This window comes from Pseudomonas sp. 273, from assembly GCF_029201425.1.
Taxonomy (GTDB): domain Bacteria; phylum Pseudomonadota; class Gammaproteobacteria; order Pseudomonadales; family Pseudomonadaceae; genus Pseudomonas; species Pseudomonas delhiensis.
In genome coordinates this window covers 2,187,556-2,206,469 of sequence record NZ_CP116775.1, presented here as the reverse complement: position 1 = coordinate 2,206,469, position 18,914 = coordinate 2,187,556, and the positions used below count along the sequence as shown (strand labels likewise).

The 18,914-nt window shown below is 69.3% G+C and carries 13 protein-coding genes and 1 pseudogene; all 14 read right to left on the bottom strand.

Annotated features, from left to right (window positions below; translation table 11 throughout):
* Positions 1-353 precede the first annotated feature (353 nt).
* Positions 354-1,427: a type VI secretion system protein TssA gene (tssA, locus tag PKO50_RS10670; RefSeq protein ID WP_275629659.1), complete on the bottom strand. Its 1,074-nt coding sequence runs from the start codon at positions 1,425-1,427 to the stop codon at positions 354-356.
* 176 nt (positions 1,428-1,603) lie between these two features.
* The gene (locus PKO50_RS10665) at positions 1,604-2,059 is read right to left on the bottom strand and encodes a hypothetical protein (protein ID WP_146219669.1); all 456 of its coding nucleotides are present in this window, start codon (positions 2,057-2,059) and stop codon (positions 1,604-1,606) included.
* Between the two features lie 69 nt (positions 2,060-2,128).
* Complete coding sequence (locus tag PKO50_RS10660; protein ID WP_089394267.1) at positions 2,129-2,635, bottom strand: type VI secretion system tube protein Hcp; 507 nt, start codon at positions 2,633-2,635, stop codon at positions 2,129-2,131.
* A 161-nt stretch (positions 2,636-2,796) separates the two neighbouring features.
* Positions 2,797-5,271, bottom strand: coding sequence for a type VI secretion system membrane subunit TssM (gene tssM / locus PKO50_RS10655; protein ID WP_275629658.1), 2,475 nt, complete (start codon positions 5,269-5,271; stop codon positions 2,797-2,799).
* Complete coding sequence (gene tagF, locus PKO50_RS10650; protein ID WP_275629657.1) at positions 5,268-6,191, bottom strand: type VI secretion system-associated protein TagF; 924 nt, start codon at positions 6,189-6,191, stop codon at positions 5,268-5,270. The genes tssM and tagF overlap by 4 nt, the downstream gene beginning before the upstream one ends.
* Before the next feature lie 34 nt (positions 6,192-6,225).
* Positions 6,226-10,119, bottom strand: coding sequence for a type VI secretion protein IcmF/TssM N-terminal domain-containing protein (locus PKO50_RS10645; protein WP_275629656.1), 3,894 nt, complete (start codon positions 10,117-10,119; stop codon positions 6,226-6,228).
* A gap of 31 nt (positions 10,120-10,150) precedes the next feature.
* On the bottom strand, positions 10,151-10,849 hold the full coding sequence (icmH, locus tag PKO50_RS10640) for a type IVB secretion system protein IcmH/DotU (RefSeq protein ID WP_275630461.1): 699 nt from the start codon (positions 10,847-10,849) through the stop codon (positions 10,151-10,153).
* Between the two features lie 11 nt (positions 10,850-10,860).
* Positions 10,861-12,204 (bottom strand): type VI secretion system baseplate subunit TssK, encoded by a 1,344-nt coding sequence (tssK, locus tag PKO50_RS10635; protein ID WP_109937039.1) that lies wholly within the window; start codon positions 12,202-12,204, stop codon positions 10,861-10,863.
* Positions 12,201-12,386 (bottom strand): hypothetical protein, encoded by a 186-nt coding sequence (locus PKO50_RS10630; protein ID WP_275630573.1) that lies wholly within the window; start codon positions 12,384-12,386, stop codon positions 12,201-12,203. The genes tssK and PKO50_RS10630 overlap by 4 nt, the downstream gene beginning before the upstream one ends.
* Positions 12,381-12,934, bottom strand: a pseudogene (tssJ, locus tag PKO50_RS10625) (type VI secretion system lipoprotein TssJ); the annotation flags it as partial. The pseudogene tssJ and the gene PKO50_RS10630, both read right to left, overlap by 6 nt.
* Before the next feature lie 11 nt (positions 12,935-12,945).
* The gene (gene tssH, locus PKO50_RS10620; protein ID WP_275629655.1) at positions 12,946-15,558 is read right to left on the bottom strand and encodes a type VI secretion system ATPase TssH; all 2,613 of its coding nucleotides are present in this window, start codon (positions 15,556-15,558) and stop codon (positions 12,946-12,948) included.
* A complete protein-coding gene (gene tssG / locus PKO50_RS10615) occupies positions 15,555-16,622 on the bottom strand; it encodes a type VI secretion system baseplate subunit TssG (protein WP_089394260.1) in 1,068 nt (355 codons plus the stop codon). Before tssG ends, tssH begins: the two co-directional genes overlap by 4 nt.
* Positions 16,586-18,418 (bottom strand): type VI secretion system baseplate subunit TssF, encoded by a 1,833-nt coding sequence (gene tssF, locus PKO50_RS10610; RefSeq protein ID WP_275629654.1) that lies wholly within the window; start codon positions 18,416-18,418, stop codon positions 16,586-16,588. Before tssF ends, tssG begins: the two co-directional genes overlap by 37 nt.
* Complete coding sequence (gene tssE / locus PKO50_RS10605) at positions 18,418-18,900, bottom strand: type VI secretion system baseplate subunit TssE (RefSeq protein ID WP_275629653.1); 483 nt, start codon at positions 18,898-18,900, stop codon at positions 18,418-18,420. The genes tssF and tssE overlap by 1 nt, the downstream gene beginning before the upstream one ends.
* Positions 18,901-18,914: the final 14 nt, after the last annotated feature.

The window sequence follows — 18,914 nt, the reverse complement described above, 5'->3', positions numbered from 1 at the left end:
GGTTCGGCGGTGCGGGCGCTGACTATGCTCGGGAGGCACGCACCCGCAGGCCCGCGCCGCGGTGGCGAGGCACTTCGGCGGCATGACGACCGGGGTGGCAGGCGGAAATCGGGATTCAGCTCCCTCTGCGATCCGGCAGGCAGTGAATCTCAACTGACTTGCGATTGGCAACCTGGGCAGCGCCCTGCCAATCCAAACCGTTGATCTTACAAGAGAAGCGCAGCGTTCGCGACCGCTGGCGGGCGGCTGCCGCAGCGGGTACGGGCGCGGCCCCCGCCGTGCGGCATTGCGCCAGCCCCGCCGGCGGACAAGCGGTCGGGGCGCCCGCCGGCCCGGCCATGCGGGGCCGAGGTTCAGGACTCCTGGGTGCCCAGGGTGTCGCGGATGCTGTCGATCACGCCGCCGTCCTTGATCACGTCGCGCAGCCAGGCGTCCAGGGGCATGCCGCCCCACTTGATGGCGCGCTCCACCAGGTAGGGGATCGGGCTGTGCGGCTCGTGCTGGCGGAAGTACTGGGCGACGTTGCCCAGCAGCGCCAGGGCCTCCTCGCGGCTGCGCGGCATGCCGTTGACGGCAGGGGCGGCGGCCGGCGTTTCGGCGGATGCGGGCCGGGCGGCCGGCGCGGCTTCGGGCTCGGCAGCCGGGACGGGATTGGCGCTGATGTCCACGTTGCGCTCCTTGAGCAAGCGCTCCAGCAGTTGCTGGCAGCGGTGCAGCACGTCGTCGAGGTTGCGGAAGGAAGGCGCTTCCTGGCCGAACAGGCTGTCGGCCCTGGCGCCGAGGCCCTGCAAGGCGACGAGGCAGGCGCCGATCCGGGCATGCTGGGCCTGCAGGTGCGCGGTGTCGGTCAGCACCACGGCGCGCTGGAAGATCTCTGCATTGATCTTGCCGTCGGCCAGCGCGGCGCTGGCGGCATCGGCGTTCTGCCGGGCCAGGTTCTCCACCTGGCGCGACTCCTCGTAGGCCAGCAGGCTGTACGCCTGGCCCTGGGTCAGCGGCAGCTGGCTGGCCACCTCGGCCAGGGTGCTGTCGAGCCAGCCCAGGCGCGTGGCGCGCTGCTCGATGCCCTCTTCCAGCTCGGGGAAGAGGCTGTCCCAATACGCCTCCAGCAACCGCGTGGCCAGCGCCAGGCCGTGCTCCACGCCGGCGAAGCCATGGCGCCGGGCCAGGCCCTCGGCCAGCCAGGCGACCAGCATCAGGTCCTTGCTGCGGCGGGCGATGCCCTCCCCGGCCAGTTCGATGACCTGCTCCCAGTCCGCCTGCTTGAGGTCGGTCTGCCAGTCGCCCTGGGACAGGTACTGCGGGTCGGCGCGGCGCGCTTCCTTGATCTGGTCGAACAGCTCGGAAAAGCTCAGGTCCTCGCCGGCACCACCGTCGATGGGGGCAGCCAGGACGTCAATGGCGGGCAAAGGGGACAAGATAGGCATCGATGAGTATCACTCCGAGTTATTTTTTTTCGTAAACCTAGGCCCCTTCCCATTAAGAACAAGCCCCAAAATTGAAACAGCCAAAATTATTAAGAACGCATATCTACCCGAAACCTGGAAGAACAAGTGAGCCAATCCAGCAATTACTAGCGCCAGAATCAGAAATCCAATATTCTTCATACATACCCCGCACCGAATAAAGACTTAGAAAAGTACAAGCGCCGATTAGCCTGCCCTGTATCAAAGACCTCTGGATGCTGGATATAAAAATCCTTCCACCCTACAAAAGCAAGCCCTGGAGTAGCATGAACAAATGCGACCATATCCGCCATGCTTGTGCCACAACCCAACGACTTACCAGAAGCCACAGCAATACTTCCTATAACGGCTCCAACATAGTAGGCCGCCCCCATACTCGCACCGAGAACAAGTAACTCAGCGCAATTTGTGGCTCCTGCCAACTCGGCTAAGGTTGCACTCCGCCCAAGCGTCTGCAATGCACTCACGAGTGCCGACGCAGTAGCCATAGCCTTATCATAACTCTCAAACAATGAGCTTGGAACACCAAGACCAAGAGACTCCATATTCTCAGTAAAATACTTTGAAAAATCTCCCGAATTATAGCAAGCCATACAATTCCTCCCTGATAACTTCAGCAACGCCCCAATGAAAGTGACTTCATTGGGGCGTGGGCTAACCTATTACGAATAGACCTTGTTCATCGAGCGGTCCCAGCCGCCGGCGACGTTGCCGCCGCCCGCGCCGTCGGCGCGCTTCTGCTGGGTGTAGGTGGTCTTGATGCGAGCGAAGTTGAAGGTCACCACTTCGGTCGGCAGGTCGCCGGACTCGGCGTCGTTGGCGGCGCCGGTGTGGTTGATCGAGGACACCACCACTTCTTCCAGGGTGATTTGGTAGTAGGTGACCTTGTCACCGCCGGCGCGGTTGACGTTCAGCACCACCTGCTTGAGGTGCTGGCCCTTGCAGCAGGCTTCGAAGAGCTTGGCCGAGGCCTTGTCGACGAACTTGCGCACGGTGAAGTCGCTCAGGTTGACGCGCTCGGAGGAAGCGCCGCCGGCGGAGCTGGCGGTGGCCGAGGTGGCCTGGGTGGCGCCGTAGTTGTAGCCGAGCACCTCGATCCAGTCCTTGTGCTTGTCGTCCAGGGCCTCGCCCGGAATGCCGTCGATCTTCAGGAAAGCATCAAATGCCATGTCGCATATCTCCATATCTAAGTGAATCGGGCTTCCATCGAACTGCTCAGATCGTCGCCCTACGTTGAAACCCCTATCCGTAGAGAGGCTCCGTCGGCACCGCGGCCATGCCCCGGGGCACGGCCATCGGCATTTCTTCCCGCCCGCCGTGGCGGCCCGGCTCAGTTGAGCGCACGGACCTCGATCTCCACGCGGCGGTTGGGTTCAAGACACTCGATCAGCCGCGCCCGCGGCATCTGCATGTCGCACTTCACCAGCGGCTTGGCGCTGCCCTCGCCCACCGCTTCCATGAGTTCACCGGGCACGCCCTTGCCGGCCAGGTAGGTCTTGATGGTCTGGGCGCGCTGCAGCGAGACCTTCTGGTTGGAGTCCGGGTCGCCCAGCTGGTCGGCATGCCCGGCGATCACGATCTTGCCCACGTTGGGCGTGCTCAGGAGCTTGCCGGCGATGGCGTTGAGCTGCCGCTGGCCGCCGGCCTTGAGGCTCTGGAAGTCGGCGCGGGCGAAGGCGAACAGGGTGTCGGACTCCAGGGTGATGGTCTCGATGGCGCGCAGCGACTGCGAACGCAGGCTGTTGATGTAGTTGCGCGAGCTGGACACCAGGAAGGCGTTGTCGAGGATCCGCGGCACGTCCGGCTGGCGGATCTGCTCGGCGTAGAAGTCGATCTGCCGGCTGGCGTACTGGTAGTCGGTCGCCTCGCGGTCGCTGCCGCCGACCTGCGCGGCGATGGCCGGGTACCAGTAGTCCGGCAGGTGCGCCTTGAGGAAGGCCGGCTCGGCCTTCTCGCGCTGGGAGCGCGAGAGCATCACGTAGGTGTCCAGCGCGGCCTCGCCGAAGTCGGCGATGGACTGGGCGCGGTTGTCCGCCGGCAGCGCGCGCGGCTCGATGCTGTCGACACCGCTGACCGGCGCCAGCTCGCGGGCGTTGCGCTGGTAGACCTTGATGCCGGTGAGCAGGTACAGGGTGCGCGTCAGGTTCTGCGCGGTGGGCTCGAGCATCACGCTTTCCAGGCGGGCGAAGTAGCGCTCGCGCAGCAGCGGCTCCACGGCATGGCCCTGGTACAGCCCCAGGCGCATGGACAGCGGCACGCCGTCGTCGTGGTGCCGGTTGAAGTAGTGCGCGGTCCACTGGCGCAGGCCGTCCAGGCTGCGCCACTGGGTGAAGCGCCCGGCGTCGTTGCGGTCGGCCTCGGCGGCGCTGGCCAGCTCGCTGCCGATGTCGCGCAGCTGGGCGTGGTTGTTCCAGTACGACCAACCCCAGGCGCCGCACAGCAATGCCGCCAGCGAGGCGGCCACGCCGACGCCGATGGCCTTGCGCCGGCGCTCGCGGCGGTTGCTGGTGTACAGCGCCACCAGGTGCTGGTCGGGAATGATCACCTTCTGGAACAGGCTCGGGATGAACAACGCCTGCGGCCGCGCCGTGGCGCCGCCGGGCTCGCCGTCGGCCTGCAGGGCGAAGCGCGCGGTGACCGCGCCGGCATGCACGCCATGGCGCAGCTCGCGGCTGTCCAGCGCCGAGGTGAAGTAGAAGCCGCGCAGCAGCTCGGCGCTCTGGTAGGGATTGGCGCGCAGCAGGGTGGCGACGAAGGCCTGCAGGCGCGGGCGCAGCGCTTCCAGTTCCAGCGGCAGGCGGTACACCGACGGGTCCTCGCGGGTGAGACGGATGTCCTGCTCCACCAGTTGCTGGTGCGCCACCTGCTTCCAGTACTGCACCAGGGTCGCCATGGCGTCGTCGAAGCGCCGGCCCCAGTCGGACTGCTCGAAGCCCTGGTGGGCGAAGGTCTTGCCCATCACTTCCTCGCGCCGCGCCGGGTCCAGGCGCTGGTGGAACTCGCTGAAGCCCGGCAGCAGGTCGCACTTGGTGAACACCAGGTAGATCGGCAGGCGCGCCTCCAGCAGCTGGTGCGCTTCCTGTATGCGTTCGCGCAGGCGCTTGGCCAGTTGCTCGCGGTCGTCGTCGGCGCCCTGCAGCAGGTCCTCGATGCTCACGGTCACGATCAGGCCGTTCAGCGGCCGGCGCTGGCGGTACTTGCGCAGCAGGGCCAGGAAGCCGCGCCACTTGCCGGCCTCCTCGGGGTTGTGCATGTAGCGCCCGGCGGTATCCAGCAGCACCGCCTCGGAGGCGAAGAACCAGTCGCAGTTGCGCGTGCCGCCCAGGCCGGCGACGCGCACGCCCTCGCGGTCGGCATAGGGGAAGTTCAGCCCGGACTGCGCCAGCATGCTGCTCTTGCCCGCCGCCGGCTGGCCGATCACCAGGTACCAGGGCAGCGCGTAGAGCGCGTCGCGGCTGCGCCGGCCGCGGCCCTTGGCGCCGAGGCGCTCCAGGCTCTGCAGCAGGCGCTCGCGCAGCAGGCCGATCTCCTCGCGGTCCTGCGGGCTGGCCGCCAGCACGGCCTGGTCGGCGTCGTCGCGCAGCAAGGCCTCCAGGTCATGGGAGGGCGCCGCCGCACCGCGGTACAGCAGCAGCACGTAGAGCGCCGAGAGCACCAGGAACAGGGCGATGCCGGCGAGCAGGCTGGGCAGCGAGGCGAAGCCCAGCAGCAGGCCCAGGCGCCAGACCAGGAAGATGGCCAGGAAGAAGGCCACGCCGAGGACGTAGGGTTGGTACTTGAGGAAGTAGTAGCGGATCTTGTTCATACCGGTTGCGCCTCCTCGGCCGGGGCGAAGCACGCCAGGTAGTCGCGCAGCGCCAGGCCTTCGTCGGGCAGCTCCAGGGCTCGGTGGTGTTCGTTGAAGTCGGCGAAGCTCTCGAGCAGGTCGTAGCGCTCCTCGCGCCCGGCCACGCCGGTGAGCAGGCGGTACAGGGCGTCTTCGCCGCGGCCGGTGAAGCACAGCAGCTCCGGGCGCATGAAGTCGTCGACCAGCAGGCTGGCCACGGGGATGGCGCCGCCGGCGAAGCGCGCCAGCCAGGTGCACCAGAGGTCGGCCACCGGGCGCTTGAGCCAGCGTTCGGCCGGCAGCGGCAGGCGCAGCACCAGCGCCCGGCCCTCGGCCAGGGGTGCGCGCAGGGCATGCAGGCGGTGCAGCAGCGCGCTGGCGACGAATTCCGGGTAGGTGTTGGCCAGCGCGGCGGCGATGTCGCGCAGGTTGAAGTCGGCGAGGAATTTCTCGTGCACCCGGCGGTACAGCGCCAGGTCCTGCTCGCCCCAGGGCCGCAGCGCCTCGATGCGGGCGAACAGCTGCTGCGCCTCCACGCCCTGGCGCGCCTGGTTGAGAAGGGGCGTGACCTGCCCGGCGAACAGTTCGCCCAGGGTGTGCGGGGCGACGAAGCCCTGGGCGTGGCCGCCGCGGATGCCCTGGAAGACCAGGAACGGATAGCGCCGGCCGCTGGCGTCGCGCGAGCTGGCCAGGCCGCCGAACAGCCAGTTGCCCGAGCGGGCACGGAAGCAGAAATGGCACAGCGGCAGGCGGTCGAAGCGCTCGCGCCAGTCTTCCACGCCCTGCAGGCGACCCAGGCCGGCCTGCAGCCAGGCGTCGAACTCGCGCACCTCTTCCGCCGCACCGTGCAGGCTGACGAAATCGGCCGCCGCCGGCAGCTTGCCGAAACAGCCGATCATGGGCGCGCGCCCTCGCCCGCCATGGCCGGGCCCCTCACAGGCGCCCCGCCTGGCCCAGCGAGCCGAGGGCCTTGACGTTGGCCAGGTCGGTCATCTTCACCCCGCCGTAGTTGCGCACCAGCAGGCTGACGTTGCCGGCGCCGGTGCTCCAGGTGAAGCGCTGCTGCACCTCGTCGACGTTGCTCACGCGGGCGCTCTCGCTCATCTTCAGCAGGCCCCAGCGGCCCGGGTAGTCGAACACCGTCAGTCGCTGCCCGGAGAGGGTCACCACGTCCAGGCGCGCGCCCGGGGTGCTGGTGCTGCCCGGCCAGGCGAAGCGGCTCCAGCTGCTGCGGCCGTTGCGGTAGTGCTGCTCCTGGCCGTCCAGGGTGAAGACGATGTCGGTGAAGGCGCCGGAGGGTTCGAGCATCACCTCGAAGCCGTTGTCGCGGTCGGACAGGCTGGCGATCACCTCGCCCAGCGAACTGGCGCGGTCGATGCCGCTGACCAGGCGCGGGTCCACCAGCGGCGCCTGCTGGCCGTTGCCCATGCCCAGGCCTTCGCCGCCGGAGAGGTTGCCGATCTCGTTGCGCCTGAAGGCCGGCAGCAGGCCGCTCTGCGGGTCGACGAAGCGCTGCAGGTCCTTGACCGAGGCCTCGTTGGCGCTGCCCGGGGCGATCGGGTAGCGGTGCGCCAGCACCTGGTTCCAGGGCCGCGCGATCTGCTGCGTCCAGGCCTGGGCGATCTGTTCGCCGGCCGGCTCGCGCAGGCTGTCCCAGCTGTACTGCAGCGGCGCGATGAAGAGCTTCTGCAGCGAGGCGGACAGGCCGCCCTGGCTGGTGTCGATGCTGGTCTCCACGTAGTTGCGCGCACCGGCGAACTCCGAGGGCCCGCCCTCGAGGGTCTCGCTGATCAGCGCCTTGCTGCTCTTGCCCACGTCCTGGGAGCGCTGGACGTTGGCCAGGCGCACCTTGAGCCGGCGCAGGGAGGCCAGGTAGCGGTCCATGACGGTGCTGTCGGCGCCTTCGGGGTTCTCCCGGGCGAACAGCCGCGCCACCGGCTCGAAGCGCTTGGCCAGGCTGCCGTCGTCGACCTTGGGCAGCGGCGTGCTCATCTGCTTGGCGGCGGCCTCGGCGTCATCGCCGAACACGCCCCTCACCCGCGTCCAGAAGCTGTCCTCGACGGCGCTGGCGACCTTCTGCGCCGGCTTCTCCGGCTGGTCCCAGCTGGTGTTGCGGTCCACCGCCGCGAGCAGCAGCTTGAGCGGCGAGTTCTGTACGTCGCTGTACAGCGACAACTGGCGGGTGGCGCCCTGCATGTCGCCGAACTGGCGCACCCCGGTGCCGGCCAGGAAGCGCATCCAGACCTCGGCGTAGTCGGCCTTGTAGCGGGCCATCAGCTCGCGCATGAAGTTGGCCTTCTGCACCAGGCCGTCGCTGCCCTCGCCGTCGAGCACCCAGTCGGATTCGTTGCGCAGGTCGCCGGAAAGCAGCTTGATCAGCTCCGGGCGCAGGAACTGCTCCCAGCCCTGGCGGCTGTAGAGCGCCGGGATCGCCTCGCTGGAATACAGCAGGTTGCGCCCGGGCAGCGGCACCAGGTCGTTGAGGGTCAGCGCGGGGAACTGGCGGTCGGCCTCCAGTTGCAGGCGCAGGTATTCACGGTCCACCAGCGAGCTGGCGCGCATGAAGGACTTGAGGTTCTGCCGCGCCTCGGCCACCAGCTCCTCGTTGCGGCGCAGCGCCGGCGCCTCGCCGGCGCGCAGGTAGCGCACGTACATGGCGCTGTTGGCGCGCACCACCGCGGGGTCGAGCTTGTCGCCGCCCTCCCCGGCCTGGGCGCGCTCCCAGGCCCGCGGCAGCGCGGCGGCGACGAAGTCGGCGTCGGCGTGCTGTTCCGGGCGGGTGAGGATGAGGTAGAGCTTGAGCGCGTCGTAGGCCTCGATCAGCGAAGCCACCTGGTGTTCGTCGAGACGGTCGAGGACTTCCTCGGACAGGCTCAGGCCCGCTGCGGCGGCGCGCTCGCCGGAGGCGTCCGCGGCCTTGCCGGCGGCCAGCTCGGCCAGGGCGCCGCGGCGCGCATCGCGGGCGGCTTCGCGCAGGCGGCTGCCCGCTTCGCCACGCAGGCGCGAGCCCAGGTCGCCGACGCTGCGCGGCACACCGCCCAGGTTCGGGGCGGCAGCGGCATTGCCCTGGCGCGCCTGGCGCAGCGCCGCGGCGGCGGCATCGCTGCCACGGCCCTGGTCCTTCCCGGCCCTGCCGGCTTCGGCCGGCGCGCTGGCGGTGGCGCCCAGGCTCTGGGCGAAGTCGTCGAGGTTGCGCAGGCGCCGTTGCAGTTCCCGGCCCACCGGTTCCAGGGCCTGGCGCTGCAGTTGCTCCAGGTAGGCTCGTTGCAGCGGCGCGCGCAGGTCGTCGCCGGCATACAGGCCCGCACCCTGGCGCAGGGGCACGCCGTTCTGCCGCTGGTTGTCGACCTCGGCCAGGCGGGTGCGCAGCAGCTCCAGGTCCTGGGCCGGGTCCTGGCCGGCGCCGCCCAACTGGGCGCGCAGGCCGTCGAGCCAGGCGCGGTTGTTGGCGAACGACCAGCCCTGCCAGGCGGCCAATGCCACCCCGGCCAGCACGGCGAAGGCCAGCAGGCTCGGCGCCAGCGCCTTGCGCTTGCCCAGGCGCGAGTAATAGAGGCTGAGGTCGCGGTCGGGGAAGATCACCCGGCGGAAGGTGTCGGTGATGAAGTAGCTGCGCTCGCCGATGCGCCGCGCCAGGCTCTCGTCCGGGCGCTCGGCGGCGTCGGCGTCCAGGGCGAAGTGCTCGGCCAGCACTTCCTCCAGCAGCGGCGGCAGCACCTGGTCGGTCTGCAGGGCGCTGGTGAAGTACAGGCCGCGCAGCACCGCCGGGGTGCGCTGGCGCGCGGCGCTTTCGAAGCTCTCGAGGAAGTCGCCGAGCAGCCCGGACAGTTCGCCCAGGTAGCGCGGGAACTGCAGCAGGCTGGCATCGGCGTGCCCGCCCAGGCCGTCGATCTGCGCGCCGACGTGCTGTTCCAGGCTGGCCAGAAGCGCACCGAACTTGTCCTGCAGGGCGCCGCGCAGGCCGCGCTGGCGCAGTTCGCCGAGGCCGAAGGTGATACCCAGCGGCTGCTGGCGGGCGGTGGCGTCCAGGGCGTCGAAGGCCTGGGAGAAACCGGGCAGCAGGTCGACCTTGCTGAGCATCAGGTAGATCGGCGGGTTCACCCCCAGGCACTGGCTGTAGGTCTGGATGCGCTGTGCCAGGCGCTCGGCCAGCTCGCCACGCTCGTCATGGGAAGCGGCCAGCAGGCCCGGCAGGCTGACCACCAGCACCAGGCCGTTGATCGCCGGCTTGCGGCGCTGGCGGCGCAGCAGCTTGAGGAAGTCGGCGAACTCCTGGGCCGACTGGTCGTCGGTGAGGTAGCGGCCGGCGGTGTCGATCAGCACCGCTTCCGGGCTGAAGTACCAGTCGCAATGCTGGGTGCCGCTTTGCGCCGCGCTCTGCCCGGCGATGCTGGCCGACAGGCCGGAGCGCGTCAGCAGCGAGGTCTTGCCCGAGGCGGACATGCCCACCACCAGGTACCAGGGCAGGTCGTACAGCGCCGCCTTGCCGCCGCCCCCGGCCGCGCGGGAGGCGCGCAGCAGGGCGATGGTGTGCTTCAGGCGCTGCTGCAGCACCTGGGAGTCGCGGAACTCGCCGCCGGCGCCGGCGCTGCGGTCCACCTCGAGCTGCACCAGGTTCTCGATGTTGCGCTCGGCGCGGATGCGCCGGTACTGGCGCAGCACCACCAGCAGCAGGCAGAAGGCGCTGAATAGCGCCATGGCCGCCAGCACGCTCTCGCGCTGCGGCAGCCAGCGCGGCAGCACGAACCAGCACAGCAGCATGCCGACGAGCCACAGCAGCGGCAGGGCGAACCAGAAACTCTTGAGTGCGCGGAATATGACTTTCATGTCTTCCTGACCTGATCGATGAAGGCGGCGCTCACTGGCCGAACAGCGCGTCCAGTTGCCCGGCGAGCGTCGCCACGTCCTTGCCCAGCAGCCAGTCGAGGGTGAAGTAGAGGGCCGCGCAGAACAGCGCGATCAACCCGACGTACACCCACAGCGGCACCTCGTAGCGGATCATCTGCGAGACCTGGTCCGGCAGCGCCCAGTCCGGCGCCAGGGCGCGCGGGGCCTTGCGGTAGCGGGCGATGTCCTGGCCCAGGGTGTTGGCGATGTAGCGCAGCTGGTCCTTCTGCTCGAGGCTGAACTTGCCCTCGAAGCCCAGCGCCAGGCACAGGTGGTAGATCTCCAGCACGTCGAGGTTGGCCTTGACGTCGGCACGCAGCGCCTCGAGCTTGTCGAAGAAGCCCTCCCCGGCCAGGTGCACGCCGAAGTACTTGAACTGCAGCGGGTGCAGTTCGACGTGGCTGCGGATGTTGCTCTGGCCGGCGTTGAGCACGCTTTCGTCGAGGAAGGCGCACAGCGCGTACTGGGTGTCGCGCGCCTGCTCGACGCTGTAGCCGGCGGCGCGGGCATTGCGCTCAAGGCCGGCGAAGAAGTCGTCGACGCTGGCCAGGAAGCGCTCGACGCTCTGCGCCTGGCGGCCGCGGCGAATCATCAGGGCCATGGACAGGAAGTCCTTGGCCAGGTCCTTGAGCGTGGGTTTCTCGCCCTGCTGCAGCAGGGTCGCGGGCATCACGGCTTCGTTCATTTGAGCACCGCCATCAGTTCGAGCTTGAGGTTGGCGAACGCGCTGGGCACGTAGAAGGCGATGGCCTGGGCGTCCATCATGCGCTGGTAGACGCGGCCGTGCGGTTCGATGGAGAAGTAGTGGTTGTCCAGGCGCACCGGAATGGCGCTGGGCAGGCGCGTGGCGTGGTTGAGGGTGGCGCCGGGCATGGCGGTGTTGACCACCACCTCGATGTCTTCCGGCGAGCCCACCTTGAAGGCCCGCGGCACCAACTCCAGCAGGCTGGCGCCGGGCATGTCGGCGTGCACCGAGATGTAGAAGTCGGCCTCGGCCAGGCGCACGTCGTGCAGGCGGCCGACGTAGTAGGACGGCTTGGTCTGCTCCACGGCGATGGGCACGTACTGGTTGGGCACCACGTTGTCCAGCAGCTCGCGCAGCAGGGCGTCCAGGCGCAGCAGCGAGGCGGCCGGGTCGTCGTGGTCGTAGGGCGGGATGTCCTTGAGCTGGATGCTCAGCGAGAAGGTCAGCAGGCTGCCGGCCAGTTCGGCGAGGAAGCGGTAGAGCTGCTCGGGGTGCAGCCGCGGGTGCTGCAGCAGGTGCGCCAGCGCCGGGTAGGCGCGGTTGACCGTGAACAGCAGCCAGAACAGGGTGACGTCGCTGGAGCCGAACTCGGCGATCTGGTCGGCGCGTTCGCGGCGCCGCCCCGACAGCGCCTCGCTCTTGGCCTGGAGCACGCCGAGCAGGCGCCGGGCGATGCCCAGCAGGGTGTCGTGGGCGCCCAGGTGCAGGCTGGGGTGGACGAAGTGGCTGTCGAGGTTGAAGCCGCCGGCGTTGTTGCGCACCAGTTTGGCAAGCGGGCAATAGCTGAAGCCGTCGAGGTCGTCGCCCTCGATCAGCAGCACCACGTTCAGGCGCAGGCTGGTGATCTCGTTCTCCAGGTCGCCCTCGTTGAGGTCCGGCAGGGTGTCGAACTGCTTGCGGAAGCGCCGCGCCCCCTGTTCGGTGGCGCCGTCCTCGACGTAGTTCAGGCCATAGGGCTCGGGCCGGCGCAGCGCCGCGTAGACCTTCAGGTCGCTTTCGCGCAGCAGGCCCTTGAGGTCGCGGGCGGCCGGCAGCGGGTCCTGCTGCGGGGCGTCGTAGAGGGTGCCATCCGGGAACACCAGCTTCAGCCGCGACAGTTGCAGCACGCCGCCGGCCAGCGCTTCCTCGTCCAGTTCCAGCAGCTGCACGCCCCAGTGGAAGGGCGTGCCGCGCAGGGTGGCCTGGGCCAGCTGGTGCTGGTGGAACTCGTCCTGGTACTGGAAATGCTGCGGCAGGAGGAACATGCCCTCCGACCACATCACCCGACTGCTCTTGCTCATAGACTGCCTTCCAGGGCTGAGTTGACCTTGCTTTCCAGCGCGTCGCGCGCGCCGTTCTCGACACTTTCGCCGGCGGCGCGCAGGGCGCTGTCGCCGGCCTTCTGCAGCAGTTGCGCGGTGGCGCCCTGCTGCTCCACCGGGGCGCCGGCGGCCAGCTGGCGCGCCGCCGGGTCGTCGAGCACGTCGGTGCCCGGGCCACGGCCACGCGGCTGCCGTCGAGGTAGATGCGCGCCCCGTCGCCGGAGGAGAACAGCACGCTCTCCTTGCGCATGGAGTCGGCGGCCACGGCCACCTTCCAGCGCGTCTGGCGGGTCTCGCGGAAGAAGGCGGCGACGCCGATGTAGCGGGCCTCCAGGGCCATGGGCCACTGCTCCACCTGGCCCATGCCGGGCAGCAGCGTCAGCTCGCGGGCGTCCAGCAGGGTGTTGCCCAGCGCCACCTTGGGCTGGTCCCACAGGGCATCGGCATCGGCGCTCAGGAAGCGTTCCAGGGAGTTCAGCTGGTACACCCGCACCACCACCGACAGCGGCTTGCCGTCCGGACCGGGGTTGAGGTCGTTGCCGCCGTCGACGGTGAGGGTCACCTTGTCGCGGTCGCTGAACAGCATGTCGCCGGCCCAGGTGTCGTCCATGCGCTTGCCCACGCGGTCCATCACCCCGCAGGCGGAGAGACTGGCGGCGAGCAGCAGCAGGCCGGCGAGGCGCAGTTTTCGGGAAGCGTTAAAAGTCATGGTGGCGGCCCTCAGCGGATGCGGTAGGCGAAATCGCCATCCTTGCCCAGGCGCACGGACAGGCCCTGCAGGGGCTTGCCCTGGGCCATCCGCTCGAGGACGCGCTGGGCCAGTTCCGGCATCAGCGTCCCGGACAGGATGTTGTCGATGTTGCGCGCGCCGCTGTCGACCTCGGTGCAGCGGGCGGCGATGGCCGGGACCAGCTCGGCGTCGAAGTTCAGGCTGGCCTGGTGGTTGCGCTCGAAGCGCTGGCGCAGGCGTTCCAGCTTGAGCGCGACGATGCGCTGCAGCACGGCGTCCTGAACCGGGTAGTAGGGCACGATGTTCAGGCGGCCGAGGAAGGCCGGCTTGAACACCTGGTTGAGCGTGTCGCGCAGGCCCTCGACGATCTCCGCCGGCGCGGGGGCGGCCTCGGCGCCCAGGCACCATTGCATGATGCGTTCGGTGCCGACGTTGGAGGTGAGGATGATCACCGTGTTGCGGAAGTTGATCTCGCGGCCCTCGCCGTCGTCCAGCACGCCCTTGTCGAAGACCTGGAAGAACAGCTCCAGCACGTCCGGGTGGGCCTTCTCCACCTCGTCCAGCAGCACCACGCTGTAGGGCTTGCGGCGCACCGCCTCGGTCAGCACGCCGCCCTCGCCGTAGCCGACGTAGCCCGGCGGCGAGCCCTTGAGGCTGGAGACGGTGTGCGCCTCCTGGTACTCGGACATGTTGATGGTGATCAGGTTGCGCTCGCCGCCGTAGAGGATGTCCGCCAGGGCCAGGGCGCTCTCGGTCTTGCCGACGCCGCTGGGGCCAAGCAGGAGGAACACGCCGATGGGCTTGTTTGGCTCCTCCAGGCGTGCGCGGGAGATGCGGATGCGCTTGCCGATCTCTTCCAGGGCGTGATCCTGGCCCAGCACGCGCTCGCCGAGCAGGGCCGGCAGGCGCTGCACGGTGTCGATCTCGTCGCGCAGCATCTTGCCCAGGGGGATGCCGGTCCAGGCGGAGATCACCTCGCCGATGGTGCCGCCGTCGACGCGGGCGTGGACCAGCGGCGCCTCGCCCTGCACCTCGGCCAGCTCGGCGCGCAGTGCCGCCAGGTCCGCCCGCAGCGCCTCGCCCTCCCCCGCCTCGGCGCGGGTTTCCAGTTCGTGCAGGCGCTTGACCAGCTCCAGTTCGCGCTGCCACTGCGCCTTCAGCACTTCCTCGCGCTGGTGCGCCTGCTCCAGCGCGGCCTTCAGTTCGGCCAGGCGCGCGGCATGGTCGGCGCCGCTGGCGCTCTCCTTCTCCAGCACGGCGATCTCGGCGCGCAGGTTGTCGCCTTCGCGCAGGCAGTCTTCCAGCGCGCCGGGCTGCGCCGCCTGCGCCAGGGCCACGCGGGCGCAGGCGGTGTCGAGCACGCTCACCGCCTTGTCCGGCAGCTGGCGGCCGCTGAGGTAGCGGCTGGACAGGCGCACAGCCTGGACGATGGCGTCGTCCAGCACGGCCACGCGGTGGTGCGCCTGCATCTTCTCCAGCAGGCCGCGGAGCATGTGGATGGCGCTGTCCTCGTCCGGCTCCTCCACCTTGACCACCTGGAAGCGGCGGGCCAGGGCGGCGTCCTTCTCGAAGTACTTCTTGTACTCGGCCCAGGTGGTGGCGGCGATGGTGCGCAGCTCGCCGCGGGCCAGCGCCGGCTTGAGCAGGTTGGCCGCGTCGTTCTGCCCGGCCTGGCCGCCGGAGCCGATCAGGGTGTGGGCCTCGTCGATGAACAGGATGATCGGGTGCAGGCTGCGCTTGACCTCTTCGATCACCTGCTTGAGGCGGTTCTCGAACTCGCCCTTGACCCCGGCGCCGGCCTGCAGCAGGCCCAGGTCGAGGGTGTGGATGGCCACGCCCTGCAGCGGCGGCGGCACCTCGCCCTGGGCGATGCGCAGGGCCAGGCCCTCCACCACCGCGGTCTTGCCGACGCCGGCCTCGCCGGTGAGGATCGGGTTGTTCTGCCGGCGGCGGGTGAGGATGTCGACCATCTGCCGCACTTCCGCCTCGCGGCCCAGCACCGGGTCGATGCGGCCTTCGCGGGCGTTGCGGGTCAGGTCGATGGTGTACTGGTCCAGCGCCGGCGTCTTGCCGCGCGACGCGCCCGGGGCGGCGCCGGCCGCGCCCTGCTGCGGCGCCGCCTGGGCCTGCAGCGCCTCGCCGCTAGCCTCGGTCAGCGCCACCAGGTTCAGGCGCAGGTCGTCGGGGTTGATCTTCTCCAGCTCGGGCGCGGAGCCCAGCGCCACCCGGCGCAGTTCGGCGTCGTCGAGCAACGCCTGGAACAGGTGGCCGCTGCGGATCTGCGCCTCGCCGTACTCGATGGACGCCAGCACCCAGGCGCGCTCGATCAGCCGGGTGATGTGCGGCGACAGCGCCGGGGTACGGGCGTTGCCGGTCTTGAACCCGGCCAGCGCCTGTTGCAGCTGGGCCTGCAGGCGGTCGGGGCGCACCTCGTAGTGGCGCAGGATGGCCTGCAGGTCGTTGCCCTCGGCGTCCAGCAGTTGCAGCAGCAGGTGCTCGATGTCGACGTCGTAGTGACGCTCGGCGAGGCAGAGCGCGGCCGCCCCTTCGGTGGCGCTGCGGCAGCTGTCGTCGAGCTTGGCGAACAGGGATTTCAGGTTCACAGGCGGACCCCATCGTAAGGAATGCGGAACAGTGCGCAGCGCGAGGGCTCGGCGTGCGCGCCGGGACGTTTCAGCCAGCCGAGCCGGCCCAGGGACAGCTCCCCGCCACGCCCCAGGGTGGCCAGGGGCACCGCCTCGCGGCGCAGGCGCGGGGCGATCTCGAAATCCAGCTCGGCGCCCAGGTAGAAGCGCACCAGGTCCACCAGGCGCTGGTGGTCGGCGTGGCCGGGCAGGAAGCGCCGGTAGTCCTCCAGCGCCAGCGGGCCCAGCTCGATGCGCACGCAGGACTGGTAGTCCCAGGTGCGCCGGCCGGTCACCGCGCTCTGCCCGAGCACGGCGTTGGCGCGGCCCAGGCGCGTGCGCTGCGCCGGCTCGATGTCCAGCCAGCGGCCGTTGAAGGGGCGCACGCGGATCGGCAGGGCGAAGTAGAAGCCGAGCATGGCCTCCAGGTTCAGCGGGTTGCGCGGGCGCTGGGCGAACAGCCCGGAGAAGTAGCTGAACAGCGACTGGCGCAGCGGCTGCCCCTCGCTGAACCTGCGCGCCCGGGCCCGCGGGCCGAAGCCCACCAGCGCCAGCAGGTAGCGTTCGAAGTCGGCGGCGCCCTTGCGCTCGTACTCGATGTGGAAGCGGTACTTCTGCCAGGCCTCGTAGAACAGCGCGGTCATGCGGTGCGAGAAGATGTCGAGGAAGGCGTGGGCGGCATCGTCGCGGTGCTGCACGTGGCGCTCGATGAGCAGCTCGGTGTAGGGCTGCGGCAGCACGCCCGACGGCCCCACCAGGCCCATGAAGGTGACCTGCACGTCGGTCAGCGGCTGGTCGTTGGCCGAGCGCCGGCCTTCGCGCTCGAACTGCAGGTCGCTGACCTCGCTGGCGGGGAAGCACAGCGACAGCTGCGAGCGGAAGCGCAACGGGTCGTCGTGCGGCCGCGCCTCCGGGTCGATGCGCCCGGCGCGGCTGTAGTGCAGGCGCAGCAACCGCACGAGCTGGAAGAACTCGAAACGGTACGGCTCGGCCCGCGCCTGGTCGATCAGACCAGGGCTTGCGCGCCAGTTCTGGGAGGCCATTGCACGACTCGCTTCTCGCGCTGGCGGCTGCGCAGCGTGAGTTGAGTGAAGCTGTTGATGGAGCAGTACTGGCCGAAGAAGTGGTCCAGCACCATGCCGAACAGGAAGATGCCGCTGCCGATGAACTGCTGTTCGTCCAGTTCCAGGGTGATGCCCACGCCGCGCACGAAGCTCGGGCGGGGGTGGCCGATGCGTGCCACCACCGGCTCGCTGCGCACGGCAGCGATGCCGTTGATCTGCTTGCGCACCGCCGAGGCGTTGCTGTAGTCGTACAGCGCCAGCATTTCCAGCAGCGCCTCGCGGCCCTGGGACACCAGCGACATGTGGTTCAGCCCCAGGTGCGCCACCAGGCGCCAGATCAGCCCGTTGCCCAGGGGCGGCCGCGCGCTGGCGGTGGGCTTGCGCAGGCAGCGGATGCTCTGCACCACCGGGTTGCGGTCGAGGCTGAAATCGCCCTGGGCGCCGCCGTAGGGCAGCAGCATCGGCAGGTCGCGGTTGCTGCAGGTGAGGGTCATGCTCAGGGTGTCGGCGCTGGCGTCGATCAGCTCCAGCTCGCGGTCCACCAGGCGGATGAACATGTCGCTGCCGGCGTCCTGGCTGCGCTGCGACGGCCGGCGCCGGCCGATCCAGTAGGTGGCGTGGCTGTCCAGCTCGCCACGCGGCTCGAAGAACGGGTGGCAGGTGCTCACCTGGTCCAGGTTGCCGACCTTGCGCACCCGCCGCACGCGGTCGATGGACACCACTTCCACCGCGGTCTGCTGGCGCACGTCCGGCACCACCGGGTACTCGTGGCGGGCGTGGGTCAGCTTGATCGGCTCGGCCTGCTGGCGGAACAGGTTGATCACCGGCGTGCAGCCGAGCTTGAAGTGGTTGCGGTTGATGGTCTGCGCCAGCCGCGCCAGGCGCTCGCCGAGGTCGTAGTCGGCGAAGTAGAAGTTGACCTCCACCGCGTGCAGCGGCTTGCCGGCCAGCACCCGGCCCAGCCCTTCGAGGTCGAAGAACATGAACTTGTCGGGGAAGGTGAAGTACTCGTGCAGCAGGCGGTAGCCGAGGAAGGAGCGCTCGGAGTAGTCCACCACCCCCTCGTCCAGGGCATAGCCCACCGGCTTGAGCGCCCCCGCCGGCAGCGCCACCTCGCGACGGCGGCCGTCCTCCTCGAAGGCCAGGGTGACCTTCGCCAGGTTGTTGAACAGCAGTTCGTAGAGCGGCAGCATCAGGGTGCTTTCGCCGTCCAGGAAGAAGCGCAGGCGCTCGATGGCCAGCTTGCCGAAGGGCACTTCGGTGGTGCACTGCAGTCCGATGCGCAGGCGCGCCACCAGGTCGGCGCTGTGGCCGTTGAAGGCCGAGCGCTCCAGCTCGGCGAAAGTGGCCTCGCGCACCGCGATGGGCCACAGGTCCACCGGGTAGCAGGTCCTGAACTTGCAGGTCTGCCCGTCCACCACCCGCGAGTTGAGCTGGCTGTGCCGCTCGATGCGGTAGTGGCCGGTGATGGGGCTGCGCTCGCCGGCGCTGAACTCGACGATCGACAGCGAAGGCGTGGGCCGCAGGTAGTGCGGGTACAGCACCTCGAGGAAGGCCTCGACGATCTCGGGGAACTCGTCGTCCAGCTTCTTGTGCACCCGCGCAGCGAGGAACGCGAACGCCTCGATCAGGCGCTCGGTGTGCGGGTCCTCGCAGTTGTCCCCCTCGATCAGCAGGCGCGAGGCGATCTTCGGATACTGCCGCGCGAACTCCTGGCCGAGGAAACGCAGATGCGACAGTTCCTTCTCGTAGTAGGGAAGCAGGTCGTCGAGCATCAGTTGAGGTTCTGCACTTTGTATTCCTGGGTATTCACCTGCAGCACCGCGTCGAACGAGACCTGCCGCGTGGCGTCGTGCAGGCGCAGCAGGGCGTCGACGCGGAAGGTCAGCATGCGCTGGCTGAGCTGCTGGTTGAGCAGTTGCACGCGGACGTTGCGGAAACGCCGGTCGCCGACCTCGATGGCCCGTTCCAGCTGGCGCTGGATCTGCAGGCGGTCCTCGGGGTTGAGCACGCCCTTGCTGGTGAAGTCCGGCATGCCGTACTCGAGGATCGAGCCGCGCAGTTGCGGGAACGCCTCCAGGCCGCCGGCCAGCAGGCATTGCCGGGTGTTCACCAGTATCTCCAGGTCACGCACCACCCGCGCCTTGTACTCGGCGAGCGAGTAGAGGCGCTGGTCGAGGGCTTCCCGCGGTTGCTGGGGCTGGTCGTCGAGCAACCGGTCCAGCAGGGTCGGTATCAGCTTGTGCGAGCTGCTCATGCTGCCACTCCTTG